This window comes from Xenorhabdus hominickii, from assembly GCF_002632725.1.
GTDB lineage: Bacteria > Pseudomonadota > Gammaproteobacteria > Enterobacterales > Enterobacteriaceae > Xenorhabdus > Xenorhabdus hominickii.
On sequence record NZ_NJAI01000005.1, the window covers coordinates 175,805 to 189,990 of the forward strand.

13 protein-coding genes are annotated in these 14,186 nt (G+C 42.9%); 3 read left to right on the forward strand and 10 right to left on the reverse strand.

What is annotated here, in order from left to right; all coding sequences use genetic code 11:
• Nucleotides 1-287 precede the first annotated feature (287 nt).
• From hemG to pepQ, 4 genes are all read right to left on the reverse strand, one after another.
• Complete coding sequence (gene hemG / locus Xhom_RS15685; protein WP_069318100.1) at nucleotides 288-836, reverse strand: menaquinone-dependent protoporphyrinogen IX dehydrogenase; 549 nt, start codon at nucleotides 834-836, stop codon at nucleotides 288-290.
• 101 nt (nucleotides 837-937) lie between these two features.
• A complete protein-coding gene (gene trkH, locus Xhom_RS15690; protein WP_069318099.1) occupies nucleotides 938-2,389 on the reverse strand; it encodes a Trk system potassium transporter TrkH in 1,452 nt (483 codons plus the stop codon).
• A 37-nt stretch (nucleotides 2,390-2,426) separates the two neighbouring features.
• Nucleotides 2,427-3,038 carry an IMPACT family protein gene (locus Xhom_RS15695; RefSeq protein ID WP_069318098.1) on the reverse strand — a complete coding sequence of 204 codons (612 nt, stop codon included), beginning with the start codon at nucleotides 3,036-3,038 and terminating at the stop codon, nucleotides 2,427-2,429.
• The gene (gene pepQ / locus Xhom_RS15700) at nucleotides 3,038-4,372 is read right to left on the reverse strand and encodes a Xaa-Pro dipeptidase (RefSeq protein ID WP_069318097.1); all 1,335 of its coding nucleotides are present in this window, start codon (nucleotides 4,370-4,372) and stop codon (nucleotides 3,038-3,040) included. Before pepQ ends, Xhom_RS15695 begins: the two co-directional genes overlap by 1 nt.
• 273 nt (nucleotides 4,373-4,645) lie before the next feature.
• Between pepQ and fadB the strand changes: the two genes are divergently transcribed.
• The gene (gene fadB / locus Xhom_RS15705; RefSeq protein ID WP_069318096.1) at nucleotides 4,646-6,832 is read left to right on the forward strand and encodes a fatty acid oxidation complex subunit alpha FadB; all 2,187 of its coding nucleotides are present in this window, start codon (nucleotides 4,646-4,648) and stop codon (nucleotides 6,830-6,832) included.
• 11 nt (nucleotides 6,833-6,843) lie between these two features.
• Nucleotides 6,844-8,007: an acetyl-CoA C-acyltransferase FadA gene (gene fadA, locus Xhom_RS15710; protein WP_069318572.1), complete on the forward strand. Its 1,164-nt coding sequence runs from the start codon at nucleotides 6,844-6,846 to the stop codon at nucleotides 8,005-8,007.
• A gap of 300 nt (nucleotides 8,008-8,307) precedes the next feature.
• On the opposite strand, the gene fre is transcribed toward fadA, so the two are convergent.
• Both fre and ubiD read right to left on the reverse strand, forming a co-directional pair.
• Nucleotides 8,308-9,009 (reverse strand): NAD(P)H-flavin reductase, encoded by a 702-nt coding sequence (fre, locus tag Xhom_RS15715; RefSeq protein ID WP_069318095.1) that lies wholly within the window; start codon nucleotides 9,007-9,009, stop codon nucleotides 8,308-8,310.
• Between the two features lie 10 nt (nucleotides 9,010-9,019).
• Nucleotides 9,020-10,492 (reverse strand): 4-hydroxy-3-polyprenylbenzoate decarboxylase, encoded by a 1,473-nt coding sequence (gene ubiD, locus Xhom_RS15720; protein WP_069318571.1) that lies wholly within the window; start codon nucleotides 10,490-10,492, stop codon nucleotides 9,020-9,022.
• 368 nt (nucleotides 10,493-10,860) lie between these two features.
• On the opposite strand from ubiD, the gene rfaH reads away from it, so the two are divergent.
• Nucleotides 10,861-11,349: a transcription/translation regulatory transformer protein RfaH gene (gene rfaH / locus Xhom_RS15725; RefSeq protein ID WP_069318094.1), complete on the forward strand. Its 489-nt coding sequence runs from the start codon at nucleotides 10,861-10,863 to the stop codon at nucleotides 11,347-11,349.
• Between the two features lie 67 nt (nucleotides 11,350-11,416).
• Here the strand turns inward: rfaH and hemB are convergent, their stop codons facing one another.
• The 4 genes from hemB to tatE all read right to left on the reverse strand — a co-directional run bounded on the left by hemB (nucleotide 11,417) and on the right by tatE (nucleotide 14,104).
• Nucleotides 11,417-12,433: a porphobilinogen synthase gene (gene hemB, locus Xhom_RS15730; protein ID WP_069318093.1), complete on the reverse strand. Its 1,017-nt coding sequence runs from the start codon at nucleotides 12,431-12,433 to the stop codon at nucleotides 11,417-11,419.
• A 117-nt stretch (nucleotides 12,434-12,550) separates the two neighbouring features.
• On the reverse strand, nucleotides 12,551-13,339 hold the full coding sequence (gene tatC / locus Xhom_RS15735; protein ID WP_069318092.1) for a Sec-independent protein translocase subunit TatC: 789 nt from the start codon (nucleotides 13,337-13,339) through the stop codon (nucleotides 12,551-12,553).
• 3 nt (nucleotides 13,340-13,342) lie between these two features.
• A complete protein-coding gene (gene tatB, locus Xhom_RS15740) occupies nucleotides 13,343-13,840 on the reverse strand; it encodes a Sec-independent protein translocase protein TatB (protein ID WP_069318091.1) in 498 nt (165 codons plus the stop codon).
• Nucleotides 13,841-13,849: 9 nt separating this feature from the next.
• Complete coding sequence (tatE, locus tag Xhom_RS15745; RefSeq protein WP_069318090.1) at nucleotides 13,850-14,104, reverse strand: twin-arginine translocase subunit TatE; 255 nt, start codon at nucleotides 14,102-14,104, stop codon at nucleotides 13,850-13,852.
• Nucleotides 14,105-14,186: the final 82 nt, after the last annotated feature.

The following is a 14,186-nucleotide window of genomic DNA, read 5'->3' on the forward strand; positions in this document are numbered from 1 at the left end:
TAGGGTCTTGCGAGTGCCCACACAGATTGTCTGATTAAATTGTTAAAGAGCGGGGCAACCGGAGAGGTTCTCCGTGTTGCGAGGCTGCGTATCTTACGCTGTTTGCCTCCGGAGTCAAGCGTTTATTTTTCGCCGGTCTCCGACTGGCGTCTGCGGCATGTCTCAGCTCAGCGTCGGTCAGTGGTGGCGCATTATAGGGAGTTTTCGGCGCCTGGCAATAGTTTTTTTTAAATTCTTTTCTGTTCGTATTTTTTTTCTCCAACACGATGTAAAAACAAGCAAAATAGCTATTTTTCTGGTTTTTTATCACACGATATTTGCAAGAATGTCTCAGAAAAACGATCTACCTGCTCCCAATCGGTATATTCAATTTCTTTTGTCGTATCCGTTTCTCCGCCAGTCATGCGCATAATGAATTGAATCATGATGCGATCACACCAACGATAGCGGGGATAAAGTAGCGCCCCCGCAAATACATCACATAAATCGGGCTGCCACGGACTCTTCATTAAGAACTTACGTATATAGGCATTCGTTTCTGGTGTTCTTTTTTCCGGTTTTCTGGCTGTCAAATTGACACCAAAGAATGCCGTCGGCATTTGCTTCAATTGTTTCTGGTGATGGATGGCAAACTTATACAGTGCAGAATTGAAATGACCATAGCGTATTGATGCCCCAACCATTACTTTATGATAAGGCATCAAATTCACCTGTTTAACGGTAGCAAGATCTCTTAAGTCACATTCAACACCTGCACGACGAAGATTCTCTGCAATACGAGTAATAATTTTTTTGGTCTGTCCATCCTGAGTAGAATAGAGCAGCAAGTAACTCATAGATACGCCCTTATTAAACAGCGAGCCACATATACCCTTTATCTTTCAAGTTGCAGCTTTTTGGGTTGTACTGCAACTTGAAATCTATGGGGTGTCAGTAATTATTCACGCCAAAAAGTCGGTGTGAACAGGACTAATAGCGTGAACACTTCCAAACGTCCAAATAACATAGTGACGACCAATATCCATTTAGCTGTTGGATTCATGGTCGTGAAATTCTCAGCAACCGTCCCCAACCCCGGCCCTAAATTATTCAGCGTTGCAGCAATGGCAGAAAAAGCGGAAAACTCATCAACGCCTGTTGCAATCAATAACAACATACCAATGGCAAAGACCAGTGCATAAGCAGAAAAGAATCCCCACACGGCTTCAATAATTCGTTCTGGTAATGCCCGTCGTCCTAATTTGATGGTGTATACCGCATTCGGATGCACTAGGCGTTTTAGCTCACGGGACCCCTGCAAAAATAACAACAGAATACGAATAACTTTTAAACCACCTCCCGTCGAGCCAGCACATCCTCCAATAAAGGCAGAACATAGTAAAAGGAAAGGCAAGAACAGAGGCCAGTTGGCAAAGTTATCAGTCGTAAATCCCGCAGTAGTCGCCATAGAGACAACTTGGAAAAAAGCGTGATTAAGCGCTTCCCATTCTGATTCATAAACCGAATGCTGCCACAATATCAACAGGCAAATCACCAATAATGCCAACTGAATGGTAATGAACATGCGAAATTCTGGGTCACGCCAATATACTTTCAAGCTTCGACCAGAAAGAACGGCAAAATGCAGGCCAAAATTACAGCCGGAAATGAGTAAGAAAATAGCAATAATGGCGTTAATGGCCGGGCTGTTGAAAAAACCAATGCTAGCATCATGAGTGGAAAATCCACCAATCGCGATGGTAGAAAAGCTATGGGAAATTGCATCGAATACCGACATACCCGCAGCCCATAGTGCTACCGCACAGGCAATGGTCAGCAAAACATAAATCAGCCAGAGCGTTTTTGCTGTCTCGGCAATACGGGGACGCATCTTATTATCTTTCAATGGCCCCGGCATCTCAGCTCGATAAAGCTGCATTCCCCCAACCCCCAATAAGGGCAAGATCGCCACAGCGAGAACGATGATCCCCATACCTCCCAGCCATTGCAACATTTGTCGGTAAAAAAGGATGGCTTTGGGAAGAAAATCCAAACCAACAAGAGTCGTTGCTCCTGTTGTTGTTAAAGCGGAGAATGACTCAAAAAAAGCATCTGTAACCGAAAGATTAGGCCTTTCTGAAAAAATAAAAGGAAGAGCACCAACACTACCCAATACTGTCCAAAATAGAACAACAATCAAAAAACCTTCTTTCGGTCTAAGTTCATGCTTTTGCTCCCGATTGGGCACCCACAAGAATAAGCCAATCACAAGAGCAAAAATAAATGTCTGGCTGAATGCTTTGCCTGCGCCATCGCGATAAATCAATGCCACCAAGCCCGGGATAATCATTGTGACAGAGAAAAGAATGACAAGCAGCCCAACAATACGGGTTATGGCGCGAAAATGCATTCGGCTAGTTCCTTAGAAATCCGATATGATGAAATAATCATGATTTTGGTGTTAAAAACAAAGCACCGCGACTTAAATCCCGTAATTTATCACCGATTTCCTCCACAAGGGTAGCGGGTAGCGAAACTTGCAGAGTCACGTTTTCAACATATTCACTGGCAAGCACTTGCCCCGAAAATTGCTGTAGTAATTGTTCCACCATCGAAATATGCGAGTATTCACACTGTAATTGGTACAATTTCTGCGGCACCTTATATTCAGTTTCCAATAGCTTCAGCGCTTGTTGCACACCATTGCCATAGGCTTTAACCAATCCACCTGTGCCAAGTTTTATGCCACCAAAATAACGAACGGATACTACAGTAACTTCACCCAAGCCACTACCTATTAGTTGGGCTATCATAGGCTTACCGGCAGTTCCCGTCGGTTCACCATCATCAGAAAACCCCAATTGTTGAGAATCATCCGGCGCTCCAGCTACAAAAGCCCAACAGTGATGCCGGGCATCAGGATATTGCTCCTTGATACCTTGGATAAATAACTTCGCTTCATCTACCCCGCTGGTATGTTCCAGCAGGGTAATGAAACGGCTCTTTTTTATTTCATCAGTAAAACTGACTGAAGCCGCAGGGATCAAATAAGGCTTCATTATGACAATTGTAAATCTCTGGTCATATTTTCAATTTTTCCATCGTGTATAACGATGTTATCTTCAATACGAATACCACCATAAGGTTTCAGCAGTTCGATCTTTTTCCAGTCAAAATGCTGGCGGTGTTCGCTTTCTCGCCACTGTGACAATAAGCTTTCAATGAAATAGAGCCCTGGCTCAATGGTCAAAACCATTCTAGGCTCCAAGATACGGGTACAACGTAAATAAGGGTACATATCAGGGGCTGGCAAATGAGTACCGCTATCATCTTGCATAAATCCTGCTGAATCATGAACTTGCAAACCAAGCGGATGGCCCAGCCCATGAGGGAAAAATGGTGTTGTCAGCCCTTTTTCAACCATACCTTCCTCACTAATACCATGAATAATATTATGTTTTATCAGCAAAGTAGCTATGCGGTAATGCATATCGATATGGTAGTCGGTATATTGTATACCTGTTTTAATTGTGCTGATAATCGCCTTCTGTTCTTCGTTCAGATCCTTAATCAAGGAGGCAAAATCGTTATTGGATTTTGCAGCATAGGTTCTGGTGATATCCGCAGCATAGCCATTATATTCTGCACCAGCATCAATCAAAAAACTGCGAATTTCAGAGGGGGTGGTCTGCTGTAATTTGGTGTAGTGCAAAATAGCCGTATTTTCATTCAAGGCAACAATATTATCATAAGGAACATCGGTATCACGGTGTCCCGTTGCCATCAAATAAAACATATTGATTTCGAATTCGCTCACGCCAGACAAAAATGCATCATGAGCGGCCAAGTGTCCATTAACCGCAGTTTTCTGAGCTTCGCGCATACACGCCAGTTCGTAATCTGTTTTATAAGAACGGTGGTAACCAAAATAATCCAAGACAGCTTTGGGATTGATATTGTGCTCAAGAATTCCCAACGATTTGGCACGCTCAGTTTGTTCCCCAATATAGGCTGTATTTGGCTTCGATAATCCATTCAATTGCACATTGATATCATCAGCTTTTGACAAATGGATCATTTCCACTTCTTCAGTCCAGTAGCTATTGGGCAGAGACTCTACGCTATGCCAATAATCTACTGGAGAATAAAACCAAAGTTTAGGTTTATTGACACCATCAACCCATAGCCAGCAATTCGGCACTTTGGTCACGGGAACCCAAGCCTTAAAGTGCGCATCAGCCTTGAAAGGGTAATTGCGATCATCAAGAAAAATGCGCAATGCTTCACCAGAATGAATAAGCAGAGCGTCAAGCCGTGTTCGTGCCAATATTTCACAAGCACGTTTTTGCAACGTTTTAATATGTTCGTGATACAGAGATGCCAACTTTTCCATCTTAATTAGCCTTTTGTTTTTCTGACAGAAGCTTAAATCTTACCATAATTCATTATTTTTTGAGTTCCCACATAAAAAATCTCCTAACCAGAACCAAATGATAATATTTATATTTTTCAAAAAATTAAAAAAAAACACAATGCATGGGTATAAATTTTACCTGTGATCTGGCCTACAAAAAATTAATCATTGGTTTGCATTAAATTAACACACTAATCACAATCAACCTTATCTGGTCATACCAGATGGTATGCACTCATTGAGGAGAATGACATGCTCTACCTAAGTGACACTATTCAAGTAAAATGGCTGAAAGATGGCATTGCAGAACTGATCTTCAATGCGCCGGCTGCAATTAATAAATTAGATACAAAAACCGTTGCTTCACTGGATAAAGCCGTTGCTGCTCTTGAGCAACAAACTGAACTAAAAGGGCTGTTATTACGTTCTGAAAAACAAGCCTTTATTGTTGGTGCAGACATCACTGAATTTTTATCATTATTCAACGCACCCGCAGAAAAACTTCACGAACTGCTGGATCTTGCTAATAATATTCTTAACCGCATTGAAGACCTTCCTGTTCCTACCGTCTCTGCTATCAATGGTTATGCCCTTGGCGGTGGTTGTGAAGTCGTGCTTTCAACTGATTTTCGTGTCGCATCCCCCGATCTTCGCATCGGATTACCCGAAACTAAGTTAGGCATTATGCCGGGATTTGGTGGTTCCGTTCGTTTGCCACGCTTAATTGGTACGGATAATGCGCTCGAAATTATTTCCGCAGGCAAGGATATTAAAGCGGAAGAAGCACTGAAAAATGGTCTGATCGATGCCGTAGTAGCTACCGAGAAATTGGTTGATTCTGCCGTTTCAATTCTGGAGCAAGCCATTAAAGGCGATTTGGATTGGAAAACCGCCCGTCAGCCTAAATTGATGCCACTGAATCTCAATGAAATCGAACGTACCATGAGCTTTACCGTGGCAAAAGGCATGGTCATGAAAGTCGCAGGCCCTCATTATCCCGCGCCAATCACTGCCGTAAAAACCATTGAAAAGGCGGCAACACTGGGTCGTGATGAAGCGCTGAAATTGGAGTCCGCCAGTTTTGTTACACTAGCACATACCAATGTTGCACGTGCTTTAGTCGGTATTTTCCTTAATGACCAATATGTCAAAGGACTCGCGAAAAAACACCAACAAGCTGTTAAAACGCCTGAACATGCTACTGTATTGGGCGCAGGTATCATGGGTGGCGGTATCGCTTATCAATCAGCACGCAAGGGCGTTCCTGTACTGATGAAAGATATCAATCAAAAAGCACTGGACTTAGGTATCAATGAAGCCTCCAAGTTGCTGAATAGACAATATGAACGTGGGCAACTAGACGCCATGAAGATGGCGAAGATCCTCTCATCTATTCAACCCACCCTCAATTATGCAGGTATTGAGCAGTCACAGATTATTGTTGAAGCCGTAGTAGAAAATCCCAAAATTAAAGCTACCGTTCTGGCAGAAACAGAATCACACATCAACAATGATTGCATTCTGGCGTCTAATACCTCCACGATACCAATCAATTACTTAGCCAAGTCGCTAAAACGCCCAGAAAATTTCTGCGGTATGCATTTCTTCAATCCAGTACATCGTATGCCACTGGTTGAAATTATTCGTGGAGAAAAAACATCGGATCAGACCATTTCAACCGTTGTGGCTTATGCCAGTAAAATGGGTAAAACACCGATTGTTGTCAATGACTGCCCTGGTTTCTTCGTAAACCGAGTTCTGTTCCCGTATCTGGCTGGTTTCGGCATGTTACTGCGTGATGGTGGCGATTTCCGGCAAATCGACAAGATTATGGAGAAAGAATTTGGCTGGCCTATGGGTCCTGCTTATCTCATTGATGTTGTCGGCATTGATACCGCTCACCATGCGCAGACTGTCATGGCACAAGGTTTCCCTGAACGTATGAGCCGTGATTATCGAGATGCCATTGATGTATTATTCGAAAATGAGCGTTATGGCCAGAAAAATGGCATTGGCTTCTATAAGTATGCTCAAGATAAAAAAGGCAAACCGAAAAAAGAGCAAGATGAAACTGTCGATCAGTTGCTGGCAGATATCAGCAAACCGAAACATACTTTCTCTGGTGAAGAAATCATTGCTCGTACCATGATCCCAATGATTAACGAAGTCGTTCGCTGTTTGGAAGAAGGTATCATTGCTAGCCCCGCAGAAGCAGATATGGCTCTGGTTTATGGTTTGGGCTTCCCTCCATTCCACGGTGGTGTTTTCCGTTATTTGGATACCATGGGAACCGCAGCCTACGTGAAGATAGCCGAAGGTTATGCGCATTTAGGCGAGCTTTATCATATACCCGCGGGCCTGAAAGCAAAATCCGAAAGCAATGAAAGTTATTATCCTGCCCCAGCAGAACTTGCTGTTAATCCAGGTGAAAAAGCGTGAGGTCTGAAAACATGGAAAACGTAGTTATTATTGATGGTATCCGTACCCCAATGGGGCGCTCAAAGGGTGGTGTATTCCGTCAGACCCGTGCCGAAGATCTCTCCGCACATCTGATGAAATCGATACTCCAACGCAATCCTTCCGTACAACCTGAGCATATCGACGATATCTCTTGGGGCTGTGTGCAACAAACATTGGAACAGGGATTCAACATTGCACGTAATTCTGCATTACTGGCAGGTATTCCCCATTCAGTTCCCGCTGTAACCGTTAACCGTCTGTGTGGTTCTTCAATGCAGTCATTGCATGATGGTGCCCGCATGATCATGACTGGCGATGCCAATATTGCGATGGTCGGCGGTGTTGAGCATATGGGTCACGTTCCCATGACACACGGTGTCGATTTTCATTCTAAATTAAGCCGTAACGTTGCAAAAGCAGCCGGAGTTATGGGTCTGACGGCTGAAATGCTGGCAAAAATGCACAATATCAGCCGTGAAATGCAAGATGAATTCGCACTACGTTCTCATCAACGTGCAGCGCAAGCAACTGAATCAAAGGCTTTTGCCAGCGAAATCGTCCCTATGTATGGGCATGACGCTGACGGAAACATGAAATTCGTCGATTTTGATGAGGTCATCCGTCCTGATACTAGCCTGAAAGATCTGGCTGCTCTGCGCCCTGTCTTTGATCCTGTGACCGGAAGTGTTACAGCAGGTAATTCCTCAGCTCTTTCCGATGGCGCCTCTGCGATGCTGATCATGAGTGAAAGCAAAGCCAAAGAGTTAGGACTGAAGCCTCGTGCTCGCATCCGTTCAATGGCAGTTGTTGGCTGTGATCCTTCTATCATGGGCTATGGCCCTGTACCAGCAACACAGATAGCATTGAAAAAAGCAGGTTTAAGCCTTACCGATATTGGCCTAATGGAATTAAACGAAGCATTCGCTGCACAATCCTTGGCCTGTATGAAGGGATTGAATCTGCTGGATAGCATGGATGACCGAATCAACCTGAACGGTGGTGCAATTGCTCTCGGACACCCATTAGGTTGTTCTGGAACGCGTATTACAACTACCTTGCTGAATCTAATGGAACGCAAAGATGTACAGTTTGGGTTGGCAACTATGTGTATTGGGTTGGGTCAGGGCATTGCCACAATTATTGAAAGAGTTTAGTTGTTGAATTACCTGAGTGTACTGCCCAATAGATTTCGAGTTACATCAAAGTGACAAGTGAAGGAATCCCCAGGAGCATAGTTAATTATGTGACTGGGGTGAATGAACACAGCCAAAGAGATAACTTGCAAGATAAAGGGTATATCTGACGATTGAAGTTTCTTAACACTTTTCCCTTGTCTGTCTTATCTATTGCATCACACGAATAAGTTGTTGCCGTAGTTTCCCGCCTGTCAGGGGCGGGTTTTTTTATTATTATTGCTTTATTTTTATTGCTCTATTTTTTTTCAAATAAATGATTCAGATAAACTCAAACGCATCTCCATACATGCGGTCAATAGATGCATCTCGCTCACTAGAAAACCGCTCACGGGCAATTTTAGCCATTTCAAAGCGACCAGCAATATAGATGTCATGATCTGCCAAACTGCCGAAATCTTCCAAAACAGCACTCAAAACGGTGCCTGTTCTGCCCCGCCAGTGTTCATCAACTTGTTCAACCACAGGAACAACTGTCAAATTGGGATAGCACTCACTCAATGCCTGTAATTCCCCCAAGTCATAGAGATGTTGCAGCTCACGTCCTCCCCAATAAATTGAGATTTCACGATTAGGATTTTTTTCCAATGCAGCTAGTAAGATTGAGCGGGTATAAGAGAACCCCGTTCCCCCAGCAATCAATAAAATAGGATTTTCACTGTCCTCACGAAACCATGCTTGACCGTGTGGAATATCAATATCAATGACTTTTTGATCCAATACTCTATCCATCACTGCCATTGCATACAGATTTAGTTCGGAAGCCCCAATATGCAGCTCAATTATCTGTTTTTCTGATGGAGGCGATGCCATAGAAAAAGGACGCTTATCTCTTTCATCCATAATCACCATCAAATATTGCCCTGCACGGAAAGAAAAAGGCGAATCAGGTAATAAACGAACCCGATAAACTGTATCTGTAATGGAGTCAACCGATGTTACTTTACAGCTTAGTGTTGTCATGCGTTCCCTCTTATCGCTTCAAAATATCTAATTGATCCCAAATTTCATCGACACGGGCCCGAACCTCATCACTCATCACTATCGGACGCCCCCACTCCCTTTGTGTCTCTCCTGGCCATTTATTCGTTGCATCTAATCCCATTTTTGAGCCTAACCCAGAAACTGGAGATGCAAAGTCGAGATAATCGATTGGTGTATTTTCCATTAAGACAGTATCTCGCTGCGGATCCATTCGCGTTGTTATCGCCCAGATGACATCATTCCAATCGCGAGCATTGATATCATCGTCACAAACAATAACAAATTTTGTGTACATAAACTGCCTTAGATATGACCAGACCCCCATCATGACCCGTTTGGCATGACCTGCATATTGCTTTTTCATCGTAACAACAGCAAGTCGATAAGAGCAGCCTTCTGGTGGCAGGTAAAAATCTACAATTTCAGGAAATTGTTTTTGCAATATTGGCACCAGAACTTCATTCAACGCAACACCTAACACGGCAGGTTCATCTGGCGGACGCCCTGTGTAAGTTGAATGGTAGATAGCATCACTACGCTGGGTAATATGAGTTATTGTAAAAACCGGGAACATATCTACTTCATTATAATAACCTGTATGATCACCGTACGGCCCTTCAGGAGCTATTTCACCGGGTTCAATATAACCTTCAAGAATGATTTCAGCACTTGCAGGCACTTCCAGATCATTGGATATACACTTAACAACTTCCGTTTTATGCCCGCGCAATAATCCGGCAAAGGCATACTCAGACAAAGTATCAGGAACTGGGGTAACAGCCCCTAATATTGTGGCCGGATCAGCGCCCAGCGCAACAGACACAGGGAAACGCTCTCCCGGATGAGCCTGGCACCACTCCTGAAAATCGAGCGCACCACCACGATGGGATAACCAACGCATAATAAGTTTGTTTTTACTCAATACTTGTTGACGGTAAATGCCCAGATTCTGGCGTTCTTTATTAGGCCCTTTAGTTACCGTCAAACCCCATGTAATCAATGGTGCGGCATCTTCCGGCCAACAATGCATAACAGGAATACGAGTAAGATCCACCTCATCACCAGCCCAAATTAGCTCTTGACAAGGAGCGGAATTAAGGCGTTTAGTTGGCATATTCAGCACCTGTTTGAATTTAGGCAGCTTACCAACCAGATCACGAAACCCTTTTGGTGGTTCTGGTTCTTTGAGAAACGCTAATAACTTGCCAACTTCATGCAATGCCTTCACATCATCCTGCCCCATTCCCATAGCAACCCGCTTAGGTGTACCAAACAAGTTACATAACACGGGCATCGAATATCCCTTTGGATTTTCGAATAATAAAGCAGGCCCACCAGCACGAAGAGTACGATCCGCAATTTCAGTCATTTCCAAATAAGGGTCAACTTCCACACGGATTCGTTTTAATTCACCTGATTGTTCCAACAAGGAAAGAAAGTCTCTGAGATCGCGGTATTTCATATTGTTCATTTGTGCCGATTTTCAAGGAGGGAGGGATATTATAAGCCCTCCCATGAGGGTTACAAGGTAAACTCATAACTTACTAAAAAGCAATGAGTTTAGTTCAATCTTGTGGGTTGGATTACTTAGATACGCCCGAATGATACCCACTCAACTATTTCCTCTGTAAGAATAAAATGACTCTCTCATAATATTCATAATTTTTCGATAAATTGTCTATCATAAGGTAGCACGTAGACCTTTACTGAAAATAAGCTTTACGAGATAAAAAATAGGGTTTACACCTTAAATTACTTTTAGCTTTATTGATGACCCCTAAGCACTGGTTTTGTTATGCTAAAGATCCTAGGCAATGGAGGCGAAATATTATGGGAAATTGGTATCTTCTTTACTGTAAACGCGGGCAAATCTCTCGGGCGATAGAAAATTTAGAGAGGCAAGATGTGATTTGTCTGGCACCTACAGCCAAAATTGAAAAAATCATTCGGGGGAGGCGAGCCACCGTTACTGAACCATTGTTTCCCAATTATCTTTTCGTACGCTTTGATCCTGAGATCATTCACACCACTACAGTTAGCTCAACTCGTGGTGTAAATAATTTTATTCGGTTTAGTACTTATCCTGCCATTGTCCCACAGACATTAATTGATGAATTGATGTCCGTCACTGAACAGGAGTTTATCGCACCTGAAACCCCAATTTCTGGTGATACTGTGCTGATTACTGAGGGAATTTTCGAAGGAATCAAAGCTATTTATAACGAACCAAATGGAGAAACTCGCTCTGTTCTCCTACTAAATATTCTTAATAAAGAAGTTCCCAAAATTTTGGATAATACACAATTTATCAAAGCCTAATAATGAAAACGGGCCTATTGCCCGTTTTCATTATTTATTCTACTATCGTCGATCTTTATGTAGACAATCAGTACTTTTGTTCGTGCATCCATTGAGCTGCACGTTTGGCAAAATAAGTCAGAATACCATCAGCACCCGCCCGTTTGAAACACAGTAGTGATTCCATAATCGCAGGTTGTTCTTTCAACCAGCCATTCTGAATTGCTGCCATATGCATCGCATATTCACCAGAAACTTGATAAGCAAAAGTAGGTACACCAAAGGTATCTTTCACCCGACGGATCACATCCAAATATGGCATACCAGGTTTCACCATGACGCTATCTGCACCTTCCTGTAAATCCTGTGCAATTTCCTGCAATGCTTCATCACTGTTAGCCGGATCCATCTGATAGGTCATTTTATTGCCACCTTGCAAATTACTGCTGGAACCAATTGCATCCCTGAATGGCCCATAGTAACAAGAGGCATATTTAGCGGAATAAGCCATAATTTGAGTATTTACATGCCCATCAGCCTCAAGCTGATCACGAATAGCACCGATGCGGCCATCCATCATATCGCTTGGTGCGACAATTTCAGCCCCTGCTTCAGCATGAGATAATGCCTGTTTGACCAGAATCTCTTTGGTAACGTCATTGATAACATAGCCATCCTGATCAATGACACCATCTTGCCCATGTGTTGTGAATGGATCGAGTGCAACATCGGTCAAAAGACCCAACTCAGGCACAGCACCTTTCAGAGCATGAATAGTGCGCTGAATTAAACCATCTGGGTTATAGGCTTCTTTTGCATCTAATGATTTTTTATCCGCCTCAATAACCGGAAACAGGGACAAAACAGGAATACCCAGTCGGGCAATCTCTTCAGCTTCTTTCAGCAAAAGATCGATTGTCAGACGATACACTCCTGGCATAGAAGGGACTTCCTGACGCTGATTTGTACCTTCCATCACAAATACGGGGTAGATCAAGTCATTGACAGTCAGTTGATTTTCGGCAAATAAGCGGCGAGAAAAATCATGACGGCGCACACGGCGCATACGACGACCGGGAAAACTGCCCGGAAATACATAGCTCATACTGCTCTCCTAATATAAAACCCAGCGGCTCTGCGCTGGGTTAATAGTCATCGCTTCATGCTAATGATGTTAACACCATCAATCAGTTAGCGATAATCATGAATAGTTGAGATCACGTTATTTTTTAAGATCATCACCCACATCACCATCTGATTCATTTTCTGAATTGGCTGATTTACGCTTGCCCGATTTACCAACATAGAACTGAGAAAGCAAAATCCCCAATTCAAATAACAAATACATGGGAATAGCTAACAACGTTTGTGAGAAAACATCAGGTGGCGTTAACAGCATGCCAACCACGAATGCACCGACCAAAATATAAGGGCGTTTTCTTTTCAGCGATTCAGGCGTTACCGCACCACTCCAACACAGCAAGATAATGGCAATGGGCACTTCAAATGAAACACCAAAAGCCATAAATAACGCCATCACAAAACTCAGGTAATTGCTGATATCTGTCGAGATCACAACCCCTTCTGGCACCGTATTGACAAAAAAACCAAATGCGAGGGGAAAGACCACAAAATATGCAAATGCCATTCCCAAATAAAACAACACACTGCTGGAAAACAATAAAGGCGCGATCAAACGACGTTCGTGCTTATACAGTGCCGGAGCAATAAATGCCCATACTTGGTAGAGGATCATCGGTACCGAAGCAAAAATAGACACCATTATGGTCAGTTTGATAGGGGTAAAGAAAGGTGATGCAACATCTGTTGCAATCATATTTGCGCCTTTTGGCAATTGTTCCATTAAAGGTGCAGCAATAAGTCGGTAAATATCATTGGAAAAATAAACCAATGCAAAAAAAACCACCAACACGGTAATTAAGCTATTTAAAATCCGCCTACGTAGCTCAATCAGGTGACTGATAAGGGGTTGAGTTTCATCCACAGACATATTCTAGTGTTCGCCATTTACTTGTTCAGCGGATTTCTTTTTCTGCTGTTCTGGTTTTGACATCGATGATTCTGAAATAATTTGCTCAGCGCTCGATTGCTCTGAGATCGACTGTTCTGAGATTGAGTGCTTCAGCTCCGACTTAGGTTCAAAAGAATGAAAATGTGTTTCATCCTCCTCAAGCTCCCTCATTTCATCGGGTTTAAGCTGATACGTATTTTTCAGCGATTCTGCCGTCTCTCTTAACACTTCCATGGATGCTTTCAACTCTGGAGACAGTGATTGCATATCGACTTTTTCTTCCATTTTTTTCAGGCTGTCCTGTAACTCTTTCAATTTCAATTCCTGAGAGAGTTCATTCTGGACATTAGCCGCCATTGCACGTAATACCCGTATCCATCCGACCACTGTTTTAACTGCAATAGGTAAACGTTCTGGCCCCAAAACGACCAAACCAATGACCATCACCAGCAGCAACTCACTAAAACCAATGTCAAACACGGTTTATACCTACTCTTTATTTTTGCTCTCAGATTTTTCAGACTGTACAACCGTCGACTTTTCAGCGAGACTTTTGGTTTCGAAATCGGCATCATGGCTTGTTTTTTCAGCCTGCTCCGGTTTCTCTTCATCATTCATTGCCTTTTTGAAGCCTTTGATAGATGCTCCCAAATCTGAACCCAAAGTACGAAGCTTATTCGTACCAAACAGCAGTACAACAATGACAGCAATAATGAGCAATTGCCAAATACTTATACCACCCATACTGATCTACCTCTATTTATCGGAATGATTCACCGGAATATGACTAATGATTCCATTATAAACTACGAACTTTATGTCCGAA